This window comes from Frigoribacterium sp. CFBP9029 (assembly GCF_034045305.1).
Lineage (GTDB): Bacteria > Actinomycetota > Actinomycetes > Actinomycetales > Microbacteriaceae > Frigoribacterium.
This window is the reverse complement of record NZ_JAXCWB010000008.1, coordinates 91,359-108,299: the sequence shown is the minus strand read 5'-3', so window position 1 is coordinate 108,299 and position 16,941 is coordinate 91,359. Positions and strand designations below refer to the sequence as shown.

General features: G+C 71.8%; 9 protein-coding genes. 4 read left to right on the top strand and 5 right to left on the bottom strand.

The window, feature by feature from the left end; translation table 11 throughout:
• Nucleotides 1-70: 70 nt before the first annotated feature.
• A complete protein-coding gene (locus SOM11_RS11670; protein ID WP_320478113.1) occupies nt 71-3,454 on the top strand; it encodes a M60 family metallopeptidase in 3,384 nt (1,127 codons plus the stop codon).
• Nucleotides 3,455-3,589: 135 nt separating this feature from the next.
• On the opposite strand, the gene SOM11_RS11665 is transcribed toward SOM11_RS11670, so the two are convergent.
• From SOM11_RS11665 to SOM11_RS11650, 4 genes are all read right to left on the bottom strand, one after another.
• Complete coding sequence (locus tag SOM11_RS11665) at nt 3,590-4,588, bottom strand: glycosyltransferase family 4 protein (RefSeq protein WP_320478112.1); 999 nt, start codon at nt 4,586-4,588, stop codon at nt 3,590-3,592.
• A 32-nt stretch (nt 4,589-4,620) separates the two neighbouring features.
• Nucleotides 4,621-5,640: a UDP-glucose 4-epimerase GalE gene (gene galE, locus SOM11_RS11660; RefSeq protein ID WP_320478111.1), complete on the bottom strand. Its 1,020-nt coding sequence runs from the start codon at nt 5,638-5,640 to the stop codon at nt 4,621-4,623.
• 61 nt (nt 5,641-5,701) lie between these two features.
• Nucleotides 5,702-7,042 (bottom strand): hypothetical protein, encoded by a 1,341-nt coding sequence (locus SOM11_RS11655; protein WP_320478110.1) that lies wholly within the window; start codon nt 7,040-7,042, stop codon nt 5,702-5,704.
• Nucleotides 7,039-8,538, bottom strand: coding sequence for an O-antigen polymerase (locus SOM11_RS11650; RefSeq protein WP_320478109.1), 1,500 nt, complete (start codon nt 8,536-8,538; stop codon nt 7,039-7,041). Before SOM11_RS11650 ends, SOM11_RS11655 begins: the two co-directional genes overlap by 4 nt.
• A 124-nt stretch (nt 8,539-8,662) precedes the next feature.
• Here SOM11_RS11650 and SOM11_RS11645 point away from each other — a divergent pair, with 124 nt between their 5' ends.
• Together SOM11_RS11645 and SOM11_RS11640 are read left to right on the top strand one after the other, a co-directional pair.
• The gene (locus tag SOM11_RS11645) at nt 8,663-10,066 is read left to right on the top strand and encodes a polysaccharide biosynthesis tyrosine autokinase (protein ID WP_320478108.1); all 1,404 of its coding nucleotides are present in this window, start codon (nt 8,663-8,665) and stop codon (nt 10,064-10,066) included.
• Nucleotides 10,067-10,100: 34 nt separating this feature from the next.
• Nucleotides 10,101-10,718, top strand: coding sequence for a phosphoribosylanthranilate isomerase (locus tag SOM11_RS11640; protein ID WP_320478107.1), 618 nt, complete (start codon nt 10,101-10,103; stop codon nt 10,716-10,718).
• A gap of 43 nt (nt 10,719-10,761) precedes the next feature.
• On the opposite strand, the gene SOM11_RS11635 is transcribed toward SOM11_RS11640, so the two are convergent.
• On the bottom strand, nt 10,762-12,951 hold the full coding sequence (locus tag SOM11_RS11635; RefSeq protein ID WP_320478106.1) for an ATP-dependent Clp protease ATP-binding subunit: 2,190 nt from the start codon (nt 12,949-12,951) through the stop codon (nt 10,762-10,764).
• A 153-nt stretch (nt 12,952-13,104) separates the two neighbouring features.
• On the opposite strand from SOM11_RS11635, the gene SOM11_RS11630 reads away from it, so the two are divergent.
• The gene (locus SOM11_RS11630) at nt 13,105-16,920 is read left to right on the top strand and encodes a hypothetical protein (RefSeq protein ID WP_320478105.1); all 3,816 of its coding nucleotides are present in this window, start codon (nt 13,105-13,107) and stop codon (nt 16,918-16,920) included.
• Nucleotides 16,921-16,941: the final 21 nt, after the last annotated feature.

Below are 16,941 nucleotides of genomic sequence, written 5' to 3'. Positions count from 1 at the left end.
CGGCCCTGACGCTTTCTCAGGTGTGTGATATTCTATATGAGATTTCATTGTCTCAGGGAGCATCATGCACATGCGTATCGCCCGTTCCGCCCTCACGACCGTCGTCGTGGCGGCGTTGACCGCCCCGCTGCTCGTCGGGGCCGCCCCGCAGCCGGTGGCGGCGGCCGCGCCCGGCGACGCGAGCCCGTCCGCCGGGCCGTCGTCGAGCCACGGCGCGTCCGACGCCGTCGTCACGTCGTCGACCCCCGGCGGCCCCCGACCGACGTCGATCCGCCTCAGCGAGGACGACGCGACGACGACGGTGCTCGTGCACGGCCTCGGCGACGCGCAGACGGAGAGATGGCGCGAGAACCGCCGGATGCGGCACAGCGACCTCCAGCCGACGGCCCGCTACGTCCGTGCCGGTGAGGACCTGACCGTGGCCGTACCCGAGGGCGCGCCCGCCCTCTCGCTCGTGATCGGTCTCTACGGAGCCCACTCCGAGCACAACGGCGGCGGGGCGCGCAACCGCCAGAACGCGGCTCTCACCCCGGGCATCAACGTCGTCACGGCGTCGCTCGACGGCATGGTCTTCCTGCGGAGCACCGTCGACGGCGGTTCCGCCGACGTCGAGCTCTCGGGCGGCGAGCCCGTCCCGTCGTTCGTGCTCGGCCAGACGACGAACGACGAGCTGCGTGCCGAGATGGCCCGCCTCCCCGACGCCCCGTTCGTCACCGTGATCGGCGAGCGCATCTTCGGCGACTTCCAGCGATCGCGCACCGGCGCGCAGATCCTCGCCGCGGACGTCCCCGCGCGGGTGGCCATGTGGGATCGCAGCGTCGAGATCACCAACGACACCTACGGCCTGCACGACGGCGCCACGGGTGTCGCCCGCAAGGCCCCGCATCGCATCTACGTCGCGTCGCCCGACAACATCCCCGGCGCGTACGCGACGGCCGGCGACGAGAGCATCAACTTCCCGGCGAACGGGGCCGCCCGCGACCTGTTCGTGCGCGACGAGACCCGCCTCTGGGGCTTCTGGCACGAGATCGGTCACACCTATCAGGCCCCGAACTACCTCTGGGCGGGGTTGAGCGAGGTCACGGTGAACATCTCGCCGCTGCACATCGAGTCGGCCCAGGGCTGGTCGAGCACCATCGACTCCCCCGGTCACCTCAGCACCCTCGACCGCTACTTCGCCCGCCCGGTGGAGGAGCGTTCGTACGCGTCGTCGGGCACGAACGAGATCGTCTTCGACCACCTGCGTCGGGGGTTCGGCGACGAGTTCTACCCTCGCCTCAACCAGGAGATGCGAGTCATCGCCGCCCGGGGCGAGAGCGACTCGCTGACCGACGAGGCGAAGCGTCAGCTGTTCGCGGTCACGGCGGCCCGGGTGGCCGACCGCGACCTCCGCGAGTTCTTCCGCCAGTGGGGCATCGCCCTGTCGCCGGCCACGTCGACGGCGATGGCCGAGCTGCCGGCTCTCACGGCGCCCATCTGGCAGAACCGGCACAGTCGCGACCTGATCCGCGAGTACACGATGCCGGCCTTCACCTACCCGATGGGATCGATCGACCGGATCGACGAGCAGGTCGCCGTCGGACAGCGGCAGCTGGCCACCGCCCCCGAGGCGACGGGGCTCGCGAACTCCGACGGCGTCGGATCGATCCGGGTTCAGGATCACACCGTCCGCGCGAACGCGGCGGGGGTCGGTGCCGGAACGGCGGGAGTGACGGTCGCGAACGAGTCGGGCATCCGCGAGATGTTCTCGACTCCACTCACCGTGAGACCCGGCAGCATGTTCGAGTTCATCGGCATCGCGTCCCGCTACATCGGCTGGATGGCGCTCGAGCCCGCCACGCACGAACTGCGGTTCTCCGCCTCGTCCGGCTACCCCAGCCACGACAGCTTCCGCGGGCGGGAGTACGTCGGCGTGACGGTCTACGACGACCGCGGTCGCGAACGCTCGTCGCTCTCCATCGAGGGCCAGGACACCGCCCACTCGGTCGCGAAGGCCTTCGACGGCAGTCGCGCCGAGGACGGCTGGTACGTCGTCGTCCGACACCGCGAGGCGAACACGCGCCTGATCTGGTGGGACGACGACATCCAGCAGCCCCGCGATGCGGCGACCGTGCGCCTCCTGAAGGTCGACGGCACCCGCCTCGTGCCCGTGACGGCGATCCCCGGTCGCGGGGCCGCGGCGACGGTCGCTCGGGGCCTGCCCGGCGAGACCACCGACACCGCGCGGGTGGACGTCCGATCGCGTCAATCGGGCGTGATGACGGTCGAGGCGCCCGCCGGCACGACGATCGCCGATGTTCAGGTCCGTCGCACGAGCGACGACCACGCGTGGCCGTCCATCGACTACGCCTACGCCGACGACCGGCGCCGCGTGACGATCACGAGTCGGACCGGTGACGGCTCCGTCGCCTACGGCCCCGGCGGCGACAACCACGTCACCGTCTCGTTCGACGTCGCGGAGGACGCCCCCGCCGACACCCTGCTCGGCGGCGGGCTCGCCGAGGTGACCGCGGTCGGCGGGTCGATCGCCCTCGCCGGGGCTCACGTGTCCGTCTCCACGTCGTCCGTCGAGCACGGTGCGCTCTCGCCGAGGTCCGCTGAGCAGGTCACGCTGGCTCGAGGCGGCACCACCCGCGTGCCGTTCGAGGTCGCCGTCTCGACCGCGGCCCTCACGCGACCCACGGGGACGATCACCCTGACGGCGCCGACCGGCAGCACCTTCGCCGCCGGCCAGGACACGATCCGCGGCGCCTGGTACCGCGACGACCTCCCCGACGGAAGAGGCATGCGCCTGACCGGCACCCGCTCGGCCGACGGGACCCGGTACGAGTACTCGTGGGCGCCCATCGACGATGCGGCACCGAACTGGTCGTCGCCCCGGCACGAGGTGCTGCGCTGGTCGCTCGACGTCGTGACCGCCCGAGACGCCGACCCGGGGGCCGGCGCCCTCGGCTACGCCGTCACCGGCACCTCGGAGACCGGCGCCTTCGACGCCCGCGGCGGCACGCCCACCATCCCGGAGGGCGTCGCGAGCCTCGTCGCCGGCCAGGTCGACGAGACGGTGACCCTGCTGCGCGGAGGGTCGGCCCCCGTCCCGTTCGTCGTCCAGACCACGACGGCCCTCGACGGGCTCACCGGTCGCCTGGAGCTCATCGCTCCGGCCGGCACCGTGTTCACCGACGCCGAGGAGGCGCTGGTCACCCGGGTGCGCGCCCCCGGGGGCCGGTGGGTCGCCACCCCCGACCTGGTGGTCGACGACGCGACGCTCGGGCGCGAGGGGCGCTCGATGACCCTGTCGGTGCGGACGACCGGCGATCTCGGGCTCGAACCCGGTTCGGAGATCCGCTGGGCCGCAGGCGTCGAGGTCACGACCAGCGCGGCCCTCGGCGACGCCGACCTGCGCTGGGTCTTCAGCGGCGAGGCCGACGGACGAGAGGTCGCTGCGCGCGACTGACTCCTCGGCGCGCCGGCGGCGTCGTCCGCCGCCGGCTGCCCGTCGACGACAGCCCGGACCGATCGGGCGGCACCGCACAGACGAGGAGGCGCGACCTGCCAGACAGGTCGCGCCTCCTCGGTCTCTCCGGTCGCGTCAGCCGGCCAGGCCGCGGTAGAGCTCGATGTGCGCCGCGACCATCCGCTCGATCGAGAAGCGCTCGCGCATCGGGGCGGCGTTGTCGGCGAAGCCCGCCGCGACGTCCTCGTAGTCGCGCATCAGGTCCAGCGTCAGCGGCAGCAGACTGCCGACATCGGCGACCTCGAGCACGGGGTGGGCGGCCGGCAGCTGCTCGACGACACCGCCGACCCGGAACGAGATCACCGGCAGCCCCGAGAAGCCGCTCTCGGTGACGACCGTGGGCTGCGCCTCCGTCCGCGACGCCACGACCAGGAAGTGCGCGTCGAGCAGGCGCCGTCCGAGCTCGGCACGGGTCTGAGGGCCGACGAAGGTCACGGCGTCGGCCACCCCGAGCTCGGCCGCGAGCCGCTCGAGCTCGGGCCGGAGGGTCTCGCGCTGCGACACGATGTCGAGCACGGCGGGGACCCCTTCGCGGCGCAGGTCGGCGATCAGCCGCACCGTGAGGTCGACCCGCTTGAGCTCGATCAGCTGCCCGACCGAGACGAACCGCCAGGGCTCGCCTCCGGCCGGTCGCCGACGGAGGCGCGACGGGAAGTGCGAGGGCTCGACGCCGTTCGCGATGACGTGCATCCGCGCGGGGTCGACCCCGTCGACGATGTCGAGCACGAGAGCGCGCTCGGTCTCGCTCATCACCACCAGGGCGTCGCTGTGCCGATACGCGCCGGCGAGCACCCGCTGCTGCAGCCGCGAGGCGGGGGCCTCGGTCTTGTGCCGCGTGAAGACGACCTTCGACCGGGTCGGGGCGAGCAGACGCACGCACGACCGGGTCAGGTGGTTGAGGTGCACGAGGTCGTAACCACGCCAGCTGGTGTGCAGGCCGGGGGCGACGGGGGTGACGTCGATGCCGGCCGCGATGAGACCGTCGAGGAGGAGCGACTCGCCCGACTCCTGCAGGTTGCGAGCACGGAACTCGGGGGGTGCGCCGAAGATGGCGGCGTCGAGGAGGACGCGCATGATGATGACTCCTGTCGAAGGGGGCGGGACGGTCAGACGGATGCGACCGCGGTGGTGTCGTGGAGGCCGGATGCCCGCGCGGCGTCGGCCCAGCGCAGGGCGTCGGCGATGCCGTCGTCGACGGTCAGGCGCGCCTCCCAGCCGAGCAGGTCGCGGGCGGCCGAGACGTCGGCGAAGGCACCGGCCGTGTCGCCGACCCGCCGCCCCGCGACCTCGACCCGGGGGGCGTCGCCGACGACGCGCGCGAAGGCCTCGACCAGCTCGAGGACGGTCGTGCCCCGACCGGTGCCGAGGTTGAGGGCCCGGTACGGCCTGGACGCGTCGACGACCTCGTCGAACCGGTCGACGACGAGGGCGTGCGCCTCGGCGAGATCCCAGACGTGCACGTAGTCGCGCACCCCCGAACCGTCTCGGGTCGGCCAGTCGAGGCCGGTGACGGTGAAGGGCGACCCCGCCTGCCAGGCGGAGACCAGTCTGCCGAGCGCATGACTCGGCGTCGGCAGCTGAAGACCGGTGCGGAGCGCCGGATCGGCCCCGATGGGGTTGAAGTAGCGGAGGGCGACGGCCCGGAGGCCGCCGGCCGTCGCGCCGGCCTCGAGCACGCGCTCGACGACGGCCTTGGTGTCGGCGTAGGGACTGAGCGGCGCCAGCGGCGACCCCTCGTGCACGACGCCGTCGATCGGCGTCTCGTAGATCGCCGCCGACGAGCTGAAGACGACGCGATCGAGGCCGTTGCGCGTGAGGCTCGTCAGGAGGGAGACGGTGCGGGCGACGTTGCAGTCGAAGTAGCCGAGCGGATCGGCGACCGAGTCGGGCACGACGATCTTGGCGGCGCAGTGCACGACGACGTCGATGTCGGGGTTCTCGCGGGCGATCCGATCGATCAGGGCCGCGTCGGCGATGTCGCCCCGGTAGAAGCGGTGGCGTTCGGCGAAGGCCGCGACACCCGTCGACAGATCGTCGAGCACGATCACGTCGTGCCCTCGGTCGGCGCAGGCCGAGGCGATGGTGCTGCCGATGAACCCGGCGCCGCCGGTGATGAGAACCGTCACGGCCTCCCCTTCGTCTGTCTTCGTGGGCCGCTTTGTAGAATATCACATTGCTGACAGATATTCAGAGATGCGTGACGGGCCCTCGGTCCGATCTCGGACGTCGGACGAGTCGCGCCGCCCTGACGAGGGCGCAGACGACCGCGCCGATGAGCACCGAGGCCATCAGCCACAGCTGCGGGTCGCCCACCCCGCGGGCCGACACGGCCACGAGGCAGACGGCGACCGACGCGGCCGTCGCCACGAGGTCGCTCACCAGCCAGACGCGCAGGTGCCCCCGAGCGGCGCAGACCATCGAGAGGGCCGTCGCCACGCCGCGGACGACGGCGGCGGCCAGCAGGACGACGCCCGTCACGACGACGCCCGGGTACCGGTCGGTCAGCAGCCCGGCGGCGCCCCACTGCACGACCCCGGCGATCAGCGCGCAGGCGAGGCAGACCGCGCCGACGATCGCGACGAACCGGTCGGCACGGAGGGGCGATCGACCCGACCGCGGGTCGATCACCAGACGCCCGACCATGTTCTTGCCCAGATAGACGGGCACGAGCAGCACCAGCGCGGCGAAGCGGTTGGCGACGGCGAAGGTCGCCACGGCCTCGAGTCCCCCGACCATCTGCAGCGCCCACAGCACGACCCACGGCCCGATCTGACCCGCCGAGGCCGCGGCGAGCCCGGTCAGCGTCACGCCTCGAACGCCGGTCGACGCCGCGGTCACCCCCGCGGACGACGCCGGTCGCGGCCCCCGGGGTGCCTCGACACCAGGCCGACGGGAACACCGGGCGACGGCCGCCAGGACGCAGAGCGCGACGACGGCGTCGAGCAGCACGAGACCGACGGCCGCGCCGAGGGCCCCCGCCCACAGCCCGCCGGCGACGGCCAGAAGACCCGAGACGAGACCCCGGGACCCGTCGACGACCGCGGTCGACACGGTGCGCCCCGACCCCGCCAGCACGCCGACGAAGGTCTCGGTCACCGTGATGCCGCCGGCGGCGAGACCCACCGCGAACGCGGCGAGCGCGAGCTCGGGATGCCCGTAGACGACCGAGAGACCGACCGAGACGACGGCGCCGTCGGCGAGCGCCACGGCGCCGAACCAGCGCTTGCGACCGCGGACGGCCTCGGCGAAGGCGACGAGAGGGGATTCCCTCGCCGCGCCTCCTGCGCCCTCCGTCGCGGTGCGACGACGGGCCGCCGAGGCCGCCGCCGACACGGCGAAGGCGGAGCTGCTCAGCGAGGCGACGCCGAAGACCGTCGCCTGCACGAGCGAGAACAGCCCGAACTCCGTCGGCGAGACGACGAGCGCCAGGGTGGTCAGCGCGACGAACTGGACGCCCTTGCCCGCCAGCCCGGAGGCGGCGGCCACCGCCGGGCCCGACCAGGAGGCGCGAGAGGGTCGGGCGGTCACGGCGCCGCCACCGCAGACACGGGCTCCGAGGCCGTGGCCGTGGCCGGGAGCCTCGCCGCACGGTCCGCCGCCTGCTGGACCGCCCGCTCGGCGGATCGATGGCGGATCGAACCGAGCCAGATGGAGAAGACCACGGCCGCGAGACCGAGCAGGATCGTGGTGACGGTCGTCGTGGAGGTCGACCGCACCGTGGCGAGCAGCGCGGAGAAGACGACGCCGTAGACCGCCGCGTCGACGGGACGACCGAGGCCTCGGCGGTCCCATCGACCGAAGGTCATGCCGAAAGCGACGAACAGGAGGGCCGAACCTGTGGTGCCGAAGTTCAGGAACGACTCGGCCACGATCGAGTAGCCGATCGCGTAGTGCTCGACCCTGTCGCGCAGCAGCGTGCCCACGAGGCGCGGATCGACCGCCGAGTACTCACGGTCGACCCCGGCGAGCAGCTCGACGAAGCGGATGGTGCCGACCGCGAAGGTCATGCCGTGACGATGGGCCTCACCCTGATCGACCCACGACACGGTCTCGACGACTGGTCTCAGGGTCGCGCCCATCTCGACGGTCGCCGCGAGCGGGGAGCCGAGCATCTCGCCGACGCTCGTGTCGGCGAGACCGTTGTCGCGGATGCGTTCGACGCTGCTGACGACGACGAGTCCCGTCACGACCACCAGCACCGCGATCACCTGACGCGGCATGGGACGGAGGCGCGCGAGGACGACCACGAGGCCGACGAGGGCGTAGAGCGCCGACGACCGCGACCCCATCACCAGAGTGCTCGCGGCGAAGACGCCGAAGAACACCAGCCCGACCGTCCGGACGGACGACCTGCGGCCCGCGACGACGAGCGACATGCCCGAGAGCGTGAAGGTGATGCCGGCGGTGAGCGACGGGTTGGCCGCGACGGTCGCGTCGTACAGCCGCTTGCCCCCCTGCCCGAGCAGCAGCCCGGGCTCGACGAGGGCGATCGTGCCGAGGACGTAGGCGACCGTGACGACGACGATGACCGTGCCGGTGAGGGTCATGGCCGCCTCCGTCTGCGCGCGCGCCCGCCCCGCCTCGTCGTCGAGCGCCTGCACGGCGGGACCGGAGCCGGTCGGCCGCCGTCGTCCGAGCAGGACGTAGCCGAGCGTGAAGGCGAGCAGGGCCTGGGCCACGAGCCAGACGGCCCGGAGGACCTGGCCGTTCGGGGTGAACCACAGCGAGAAGTAGTCGACGTCGTCGCCCGGGATGTCGGCCCCGGCGAGGGAGAACGCCACGAGCGGCACATGGAAGAGGACGAGCACGACGAAGAACATCGGCCCTCCGCTCCAGAGCCCGAGGGGGGCGGACCGGACGAGCAGACCGGTGCAGACGACCGCCACGACCACGGTGAGGCCGAACACGCGCATCTCGGCACCCACCCCGGTCGGGACCCCGGAGAGGAGCGACCACACCAGGACGATGGCGACCGCGAGGGCGGCGATCGCACGTGAGAGGCCGAGACTTCCAGGAGAGGACATGAGTGACATAGTAGAATATCATGTTGATATGGGCAACAGCAATCTGAGGGACCATCACTCCCTTGTGATCGATCCTCAGATGTGTATAGGATACTACATATCAATACTCAGCCCAGGGAGAACCGTGACCTCATCCACCGTCGGCGACGTGGCCAAGAAGAACTGGCTCCTCCTGATCGCGTCACTCGTGCTCGGCGCCTTCGGGGGTGTCGGCCTCGCCTCGATCCAGCCGCCGCTGTACACGTCGACCACGCAGGTCTACGTCTCGGTGGACCTCACCGTCACGCAGAGTGCGAACGATCTCCTCCAGGGCGGCAACGCCGCCGAGCAGCGCGTCCGGTCGTATCTCGACCTCGTGACGAAGTCGACGGTGCTCGAGCCCGTCGCCGAACGCCTCGGCGTGACCCGCCAGTCCCTCGCGACGCAGGTGTCGGCCTCATCACCCTCGCGCAGCGTGCTCATCGACATCACCGCGACGGACCCCGATCCGACCCGGGCCCGCGACATCGCGGACGCCGTCAGCGAGCGCTTCCGGGACGTCGTCGAGAACGAGATCGAGCGCCCCGCCGGCTCCGACGCATCGTCCGTCACCCTGCTGGTCACCGAGCCGGCCGAGATCCCCTCCACCCGGTCGTCGCCGTCGCTGCGGACCAACGCGGTGATCGGCGCACTCGTCGGCCTCCTCCTCGGCCTCGTGGCGGCCGCCGCTCGCATGGTGCTCGACACTCGCATCCACGGGGCGGCCGACGTCGAGGCGTCGTTCGCCCCGCCGGTCGTCGGCTCGGTCCCGTTCGTCCGCGACACCGCGGAGCGCCCGCTGATCGTGCAGCACGCCAACCGCGGTCGGGCCGCCGAGGCCTTCCGCACGCTGCGCGCGAACCTCCGCTTCCTCGACAACGGCGCATCGAAGCGAGCGTTCGTCGTCAGCTCGGCCCAGCAGTCGGAGGGCAAGTCCACGACGGTGACCAACCTCGCCGTCGTCCTGGCAGAGACGGGAGCCCGGGTGGCGCTCGTCGACGGCGACCTCCGACGCCCGCGCGTGGCCGACATCATGGGGCTCGAGGGGGCCGTCGGCCTCACCGACGTCCTGATCGGCCGCTTCGAGCTCGACGACGTGCTGCAGCCGTGGGGCGCTCACGCGCTCAGCGTCCTGCCGGCCGGCAGTGTGCCGCCGAACCCCAGCGAGCTGCTCGGATCGGCGCAGATGCAGCTGCTGGTCGAGTCGCTGACCTCGCGCTTCGACTACGTGCTGATCGACGCGCCCCCGGTGCTGCCGGTCGCCGATGCGACCCTGCTGGGCGCCATCACGAACGGCGTGCTGATGGTCGCCGCCGCCAAGAGGTCGAAGCGCGCCGAGCTCGCCGCCGCCCTCCGGGCCTTCGACATCGCCGACGTCCGCTGCCTCGGCGTCGTCGTCACCATGACCCGCTCCAAGAAGGCGAGCGACGGCTACGGCTCGGGGTACTACGACCAGGGCGCGTCCGACGGTCGGCCCTCTTCGAGCCCGGCACCGCGCCTCCCGGTGTGACCCTCGCGGTCGACCTCGGGGCAGACTGTCCGTCATGCGCACCTGGGTGAAGATCTGCGGACTCACGACCGACGAAGCCGTCGACGCCTCCGTCGAGGCGGGCGCCGACGCGGTGGGGTTCGTGCTGGCCGCGGGCAGTCCGCGCACCCTGCAGCCGTCCGCCGCGCGACTGCTGGTCGGCCGGGTGCCGTCGTCGGTCGAGACGGTGGGCGTGTTCCGCGGCCAGGCCGTCGCGGAGGTCGTCGAGCTGGCACGCGCCGCGGGGGTCGCGACCGTGCAGCTGCACGGAGACGAGTCGCCGGGCGACGTGGCCACGGTGCAGGCCGCGGGGTTCCGGGTCATCCGGGCCGTGAGCGTCGACGCGTACGCTGACGAGTCCGAGGAGGCGCGGCGCGGGTTCCGTGAAGACGCACTGCTCATCGATGCGCTCGCCCCCGGAGCCGGCGCCGCCTTCGACGGCGCCCCCCTGCTGGCCGCTCCGCCGCATCGCGACTGGATCCTGGCCGGCGGTCTCTCCCCCGAGACCGTCGCCGCCCGCATCGACGAGCTGCGACCCGCGGGGGTCGACGTCAGCTCGGGCGTCGAGTCGTCTCGCGGGGTGAAGGGCGTCGGGCTGATCCGCGCCTTCGTGGCCGCGGCCCGAGCCGGCTAGGGCAGGTCGGGCCAGGTCGGGTCGGGTCTGCGGCCAGTCGGGTCTAGGGCAGGTCGTCGAGCACCTCGGCCTCGGGTTCGACCACGTCGAAGCGGGCGACCGTGAGCGAGTCGCCTCCCGGAGCGACCTCGACGCGGACGGTGTCGCCGTCGACGACGTCGCCGCCGAGCAGCGCCATCGCGAGCTTGTCGTCGATCTGCCGCTGCATCAGCCGGCGCAGCGGTCGTGCGCCGTAGATCGGGTCGTGCCCGCGCTCCGCGAGCCAGGCGCGGGCGTCGGGGGTGACTGCCAGCGACAGGCGACGATCGGTCAGGCGGCGGCCCAGACGGTCGACGTAGAGCGACACGATCTGCCCGAGGTCGTCGGCGGTGAGCGTCGAGAACACCACGATGTCGTCGAGACGGTTCACGAACTCGGGCTTGAAGGCCTGCCGGACGAGCCCCTGCACGAGCTCCTCCTTCTCGGGGTCGCTCAGGGTCGGATCGGTGATGACCTGCGACCCGAGGTTCGAGGTCAGCACGAGGATCGTGTTCCGGAAGTCGACCGTGCGCCCCTGGCCGTCGGTCAGCCGGCCGTCGTCGAGCACCTGCAGCAGCACGTCGAAGACCTCGGGGTGCGCCTTCTCGACCTCGTCCATCAGCACGATGCTGTACGGACGGCGGCGGACGGCCTCGGTCAGCTGACCGCCGGCCTCGTACCCGACGTACCCGGGAGGCGCGCCCACGAGACGGGACACGCTGTGCTTCTCGCCGTACTCGCTCATGTCGATGCGGACGAGGGCCTTCTCGTCGTCGAAGAGGAAGTCGGCGAGCGCCTTGGCGAGCTCGGTCTTGCCGACGCCGGTCGGCCCGAGGAACAGGAACGAGCCCGTGGGGCGGTCGGGGTCGCTGATGCCCGCGCGGGTGCGCCGGACGGCCTCGCTGACCGCCGAGACGGCCGCGCGTTGACCGATGATGCGCCTCCCGAGCTCGCTCTCGAGGTGCAGCAGCTTCTCGGTCTCGCCGCTGAGGAGGCGCCCCACCGGGATGCCCGTCCAGGCCGCGACGACCTCGGCGATGTCGGAGTCGGTGACCGAGTCGCTGACCAGGCGGTCGCCGGACTTCTCGAACGACTCGGCGTCGTGAAGTCTCTTCTCGATGTCGGGGATGCGTTCGTAGCTGATGCGGGCGGCGTCCTCGTAGCGCCCCTCGCGGAGCGCCCGGTCGGCGTCGATGCGCGCCTCGTTGAGGTCGCTGCGGAGCGTGCCGATGCCCTGCAGGGCCGCCTTCTCGGCCTGCCAGCGCGCGTTCAGATCGTCGTAGGCGGCCTGCTGCTGCTCGATCTGCTCTCGCAGGGCGGCGAGTCGGGCCCTCGCCGCGTCGTCGGTCTCCTTCTTGAGGGCGAGCTCTTCGATCTGGAGGCGCACCAGGCCCCGGTAGAGCTGGTCGAGCTCGACCGGCGACGAGTCGATCTCCATCTTGAGTCGCGAGCCCGCCTCGTCGACGAGGTCGATGGCCTTGTCGGGCAGCTGGCGACTGGGGATGTAGCGGTTCGACAGGGAGGCGGCCGCCACGAGGGCGCCATCGGTGATGGTGACGCCGTGATGCGCCTCATAGCGCTCTTTCAGGCCGCGCAGGATGGCCACGGTGTCCTCCACGCTCGGTTCGCCGACGTAGACCTGCTGGAACCGGCGCTCGAGCGCGGCGTCCTTCTCGATGTACTGGCGGTACTCGTCGAGGGTGGTGGCGCCGATCAGACGGAGCTCGCCCCGGGCGAGCATCGGCTTGAGCATGTTCGACGCGGCCACGGAGCCCTCGCCGCCGCCCGCACCCATGAGAGTGTGCAGCTCGTCGATGAACGTGATGACCTGGCCGTCGCTCTTGGTGATCTCCTTGAGGACGTCCTTCAGGCGCTCCTCGAACTCGCCCCGGTACTTGGCGCCGGCCACGAGTGCGGCCAGGTCGAGGCTGATGAGCCGCTTGTCTTTCAGGCTGTCGGCGACGTCGCCGGCGACGATGCGCTGCGCGAGACCCTCGACGACGGCGGTCTTGCCGACACCGGGCTCGCCGATCAGCACGGGGTTGTTCTTGGTGCGGCGGGTCAGCACCTGGCTGATGCGGCGGATCTCGGAGTCGCGACCGATGACGGGGTCGAGCTTGCCGCTGCGGGCGATCGCGGTGAGGTCGACGCCGTACTTCTCGAGAGCCGACTTCTGCTTCTGGTCGGAGGCCGGGGCACCCTGCATGTTCGCCATGGAACAGCCTTTCTCGAAACTTGAGTGGGACGGACTCAAGTTTACGCGCGGGCGCTCGAAACACAAGCGGTCCTCTGTTTGGAATTACAGATGTTTTAAGTAAGCATGTCATCTGCTGCGCCGCGTCCGACGGCGCCTCACGAAAGCGATCACATGAGAAGAACCATCCGGAGACTGCTGACCGGCGGGGTCGTCGCAGCACTCCTCGCCGGGGCCGCCGCGCCTCCTGCGACCGCCAGCCCCCGACCGGAGAGAGCGGCGTCACCGACGTCGTTCGTCTCGCCGCTCGTCTTCCAGGACCCGACCGGCGGCTACGTCGCCTACGCCGCCGGCCCGGAATCAGGGCTCGACAACCACCGAAACTTCCGAGCGACCCGACACTCGACCTATTCCAGCGCCGTGGGGGCGGCGAGTACGGCCACCCTCCCCGATCCAGGCGCCGGGCCCGCCTACGTCGCCCTGTCGACCGGCGACTGCATCGTCCCGATGATCGGAATCGGCACCGGGCGCAGCCTGATCGCATCGAAGACCGACTGCAACGTCCAGAATTACACGTGGTACGTCTCTCGAGACGGCCGCGTCAGGTGGAACATGGACGGCACGACGATGGGCGGGTACCAGGCTGCGCGCCCCACCGACTTCCCGTTCACCGGGTTACAGCCCCTCGTCACGGTGAACGGCTCGCCCCTCGGTGGCACCCGGTTCGAGGTCACACCTCTCGTCGTGCGCGTCGACCGCGTGAACGACATCGGCAGGACAGCCACGCTGACGGGGACTGCGACCAGAGGCGCCGAGATCCGAGCCCAAGGTCGCACGACGACGGCACATGCGACGACCGGGGCGTGGTCGCTGGAGGTACGCGACCTGACCGTCGGCCGGAACCAGGTCGAGGTCACGCAGCGCGTGAACGGATCCGACCGCGACAAGCAGACGGCCCAGATCGACATCGTCGACGGCGGGCGACTCGTGCCGGCGCCGGTCTCGCGCGTCGAGCTGGCGCGAGGCGGCGAGACCGAGGTGCCCTTCATCGTCTCGAACCGAGCCGCCCGAGCGAGCATGACGGGCGTCGTCGAGCTGACGGCCCCCGAGGGGTCGACCTTCACACCGGGGCAGACACGCGTCACCGCAGGCGTGAACACCGCCGGCGAGGGCTCGACCTGGACCCCGCTCCCCCGTCTCGACCTCACGAACGGCCGGGTCGGAGACGGCGGCCGGACGATGACCTTCGATCTGGCCAGCGGCTCGGGGACTCTGGCCGCGGGTCAGTACTACCGCTACGGGCTGTCCGTGACGACCCCCGCCTCCTCGGCTCCCCTCGAGTCGAGCATGAGCTACGTGTACCGCGGCGACAGCTCGGCCGGCGACTACCGGGCCGCCGGCAGCACCGCGACCACCGTCGTGGGCTCGGCGGACATCGACACCCGCGTCGGGGCCAGCACGCCCGGCGGCACCACGGACTGGGGACGCAGCGACGTCCAGGCGACCGAGGTGCAGGGGGCGATGACGCTGACCGCCCCCGAGAGCACCCGCTTCGCCGACGCCGAGGCCCGGCGCACCTCCGACGACACGGCCCGCGACGACCACCGCGTCGCCTACTCGAACGATCGACGCACGGTCACGATCGACGGGCCGACCGACGGCTCCGCGGTCTGGGGCTCCGCGCACCAGTACGCCGCGTTCCGTCTGACCCTCGACGCCGACTCCGAGCCCGGTGCCGTGCTGACGGGCGGCGAGGTCGCCGTCCGCGGCGCCGGCGGTGCCACGCTGGCCGAAGGGGCGTTCCAGGTCGCGGTCGACGAGGCCGTGCCCACCCTGACCGCCGAGATCACCCTGCTCGACGACGTCACACGACCCGCCACCATCGGCGGCGTCGGCGACGACGGAGGCACGGTGACCGTCCGTGAGGGCGACGCCGTGCTCGGTGAGGCGCGCGTCGTCGACGGTCGCTGGTCGCTCGACGTCCCCGTCTCGGTCGGACCCGGCCGCCACACCCTCACGGCCTCGCAGTCGGTCGACGGACGCCCGTTCGGCAGCGTCGAGGCCGCGCTCGACCTCGGCGCCGCCGTCGACGTCGTCGAACCGGCGAACGGCAAGATCGTCCCCGGCCGGACGACCGTGCGGGGCACGGGCGCACCCCGAGCCGAGATCACCGTCACCGCGGCGGGCACCACGGTCGACACGACCGTCACAGCGGACGGAGCCTGGGAGGCGCGGGTCGAGATCCGCCCCGGCCACACCGCCGTCGCCGTGACCGCGTCGCAGCACGCCCGCGGCGACATCGTCACCACCGACACAGCGCAGGTCGTGCCGGACTCCCCGCAGGAGCTCCGCGAGGTGGTCGTCACCGAGCCGTCGTCGCACTTCTACACGCCGCTCGAGGGCACCACCGTCGAGGGGACGGCCACGCCGTACGCGACCGTCGACATCCGCGTCCAATGGGGCTTCACCATCGCCACGGTCGAGGCCGACGTCGACGGTCGATGGGCCTTCGACCGGGCGTTCGGGCCCTCGGCCCGGTACGAGCTGACGGCCACGCAGACGCTGGTCGACGGCAGGACGTCGTCCTCCCCCGTCTTCGAGCTGTACGCCGACGGCTCGTTCGTGCCCGTCGTCGTGACCAGCCACGAAGACGGCGGCACCTACGTGCCCGGCAGCGTGACCTTCACCGGCCGTGCGACGCAGGGCGCCTACATCGAGGCGCGCAATCAGTACGATCGCCTGCTGTTCTCCACCCGCGCCTCCCAGGTGGCCGGCGTCTGGACGGCCTCGACCGGGCTCGGACCCGTCGCGACGTACGAGATCACCGTCACCCAGAAGGCCCCCGACGGCACGACGGGGCAGACCAGGCTGACCCTCTCGCCCGACCTGCCGTTCCGCGACCTGGCGGTGACCAGCCATGTCGACGGTGAGACGTACCGGCCGGGCCCCGTGCTGTTCACCGGCACGGGCACGCCGACCGGACGCGTCGTCGCGACGAACCAGTTCGGCGTCGTCGTCGGCGAGACCACGATCGCCACGGACGGCAGCTGGTCGTTCCGGCGCGATCTCGGACCGGACGCCGATTACGACCTGACGTTCACCCAGCGGTTCCGTGACGAGGAGGACTCGGTGCGACTGCGCCTGCTCGCCCCCGTCTGGCAGCCGATCACCATGACCAGCCCGTCGATCGGCGACCGCTACACGCCGGGCGAACCGACCGAGTTCACCGGCCGGGCCACCCCCTTCTCGACCATCACGGCCACCACCGCGCTCGGCGGGACCCTCTTCTCGGTCGAGACGGGAGCCGACGGCGTCTGGCGGAGCACCCGGGTCTACGGCCCGGACAACGTGTACCGGATCGACATCTCCCAGGTGGCGCGGAACGGCCGCACCGACTCCCTCGACACCTTCGCCTGGGCTCCGGACCTCCCGTGGGCACCGCTCGCCGTGACCAGTCACGTCTCCGGTGAGACCTACCGGCCGGGCGAGATCGAGCTGCGCGGGACGGGAGCCCCCGGTGCCGTGGTCGAGATCACGAACCAGTGGGGGACCCTGATGGGCCGCCCCGAGGTCGGCGGCGACGGGACCTGGTCGATGCGCCGGACCCTCGGACCGACCGCGGACTACGTGCTGCGCCTGGTCATGACGAAGGACGGACGACAGGACGAGATCGCGGGGTTCGAGCTCCGGGCTCCCCGGTTCAGCGACATCGAGCTGACCGCCCCGAGCCCCGGCGAGGGATACGTCGAGGGTCGCGACTACACGATGACGGGCCGGGCGACGCCGTTCGCCACCATCCGCGCGACGACCTCCCTCGGCAATCCGCTCTTCGAGACCACGGCGGACCGCGACGGTCGGTGGGCTCACACCCGGCGCTTCGGCCCCACGCACGTCTACGTGATCGACCTCACGCAGGAGACGCTCGCGGGAGAGACCGGCGGGTACCCGCGGTTCACGTTCGCACCGGCCGACGAGGCGGGCGCCTCCTGATGCGGGCCACCCGGTCCGCCA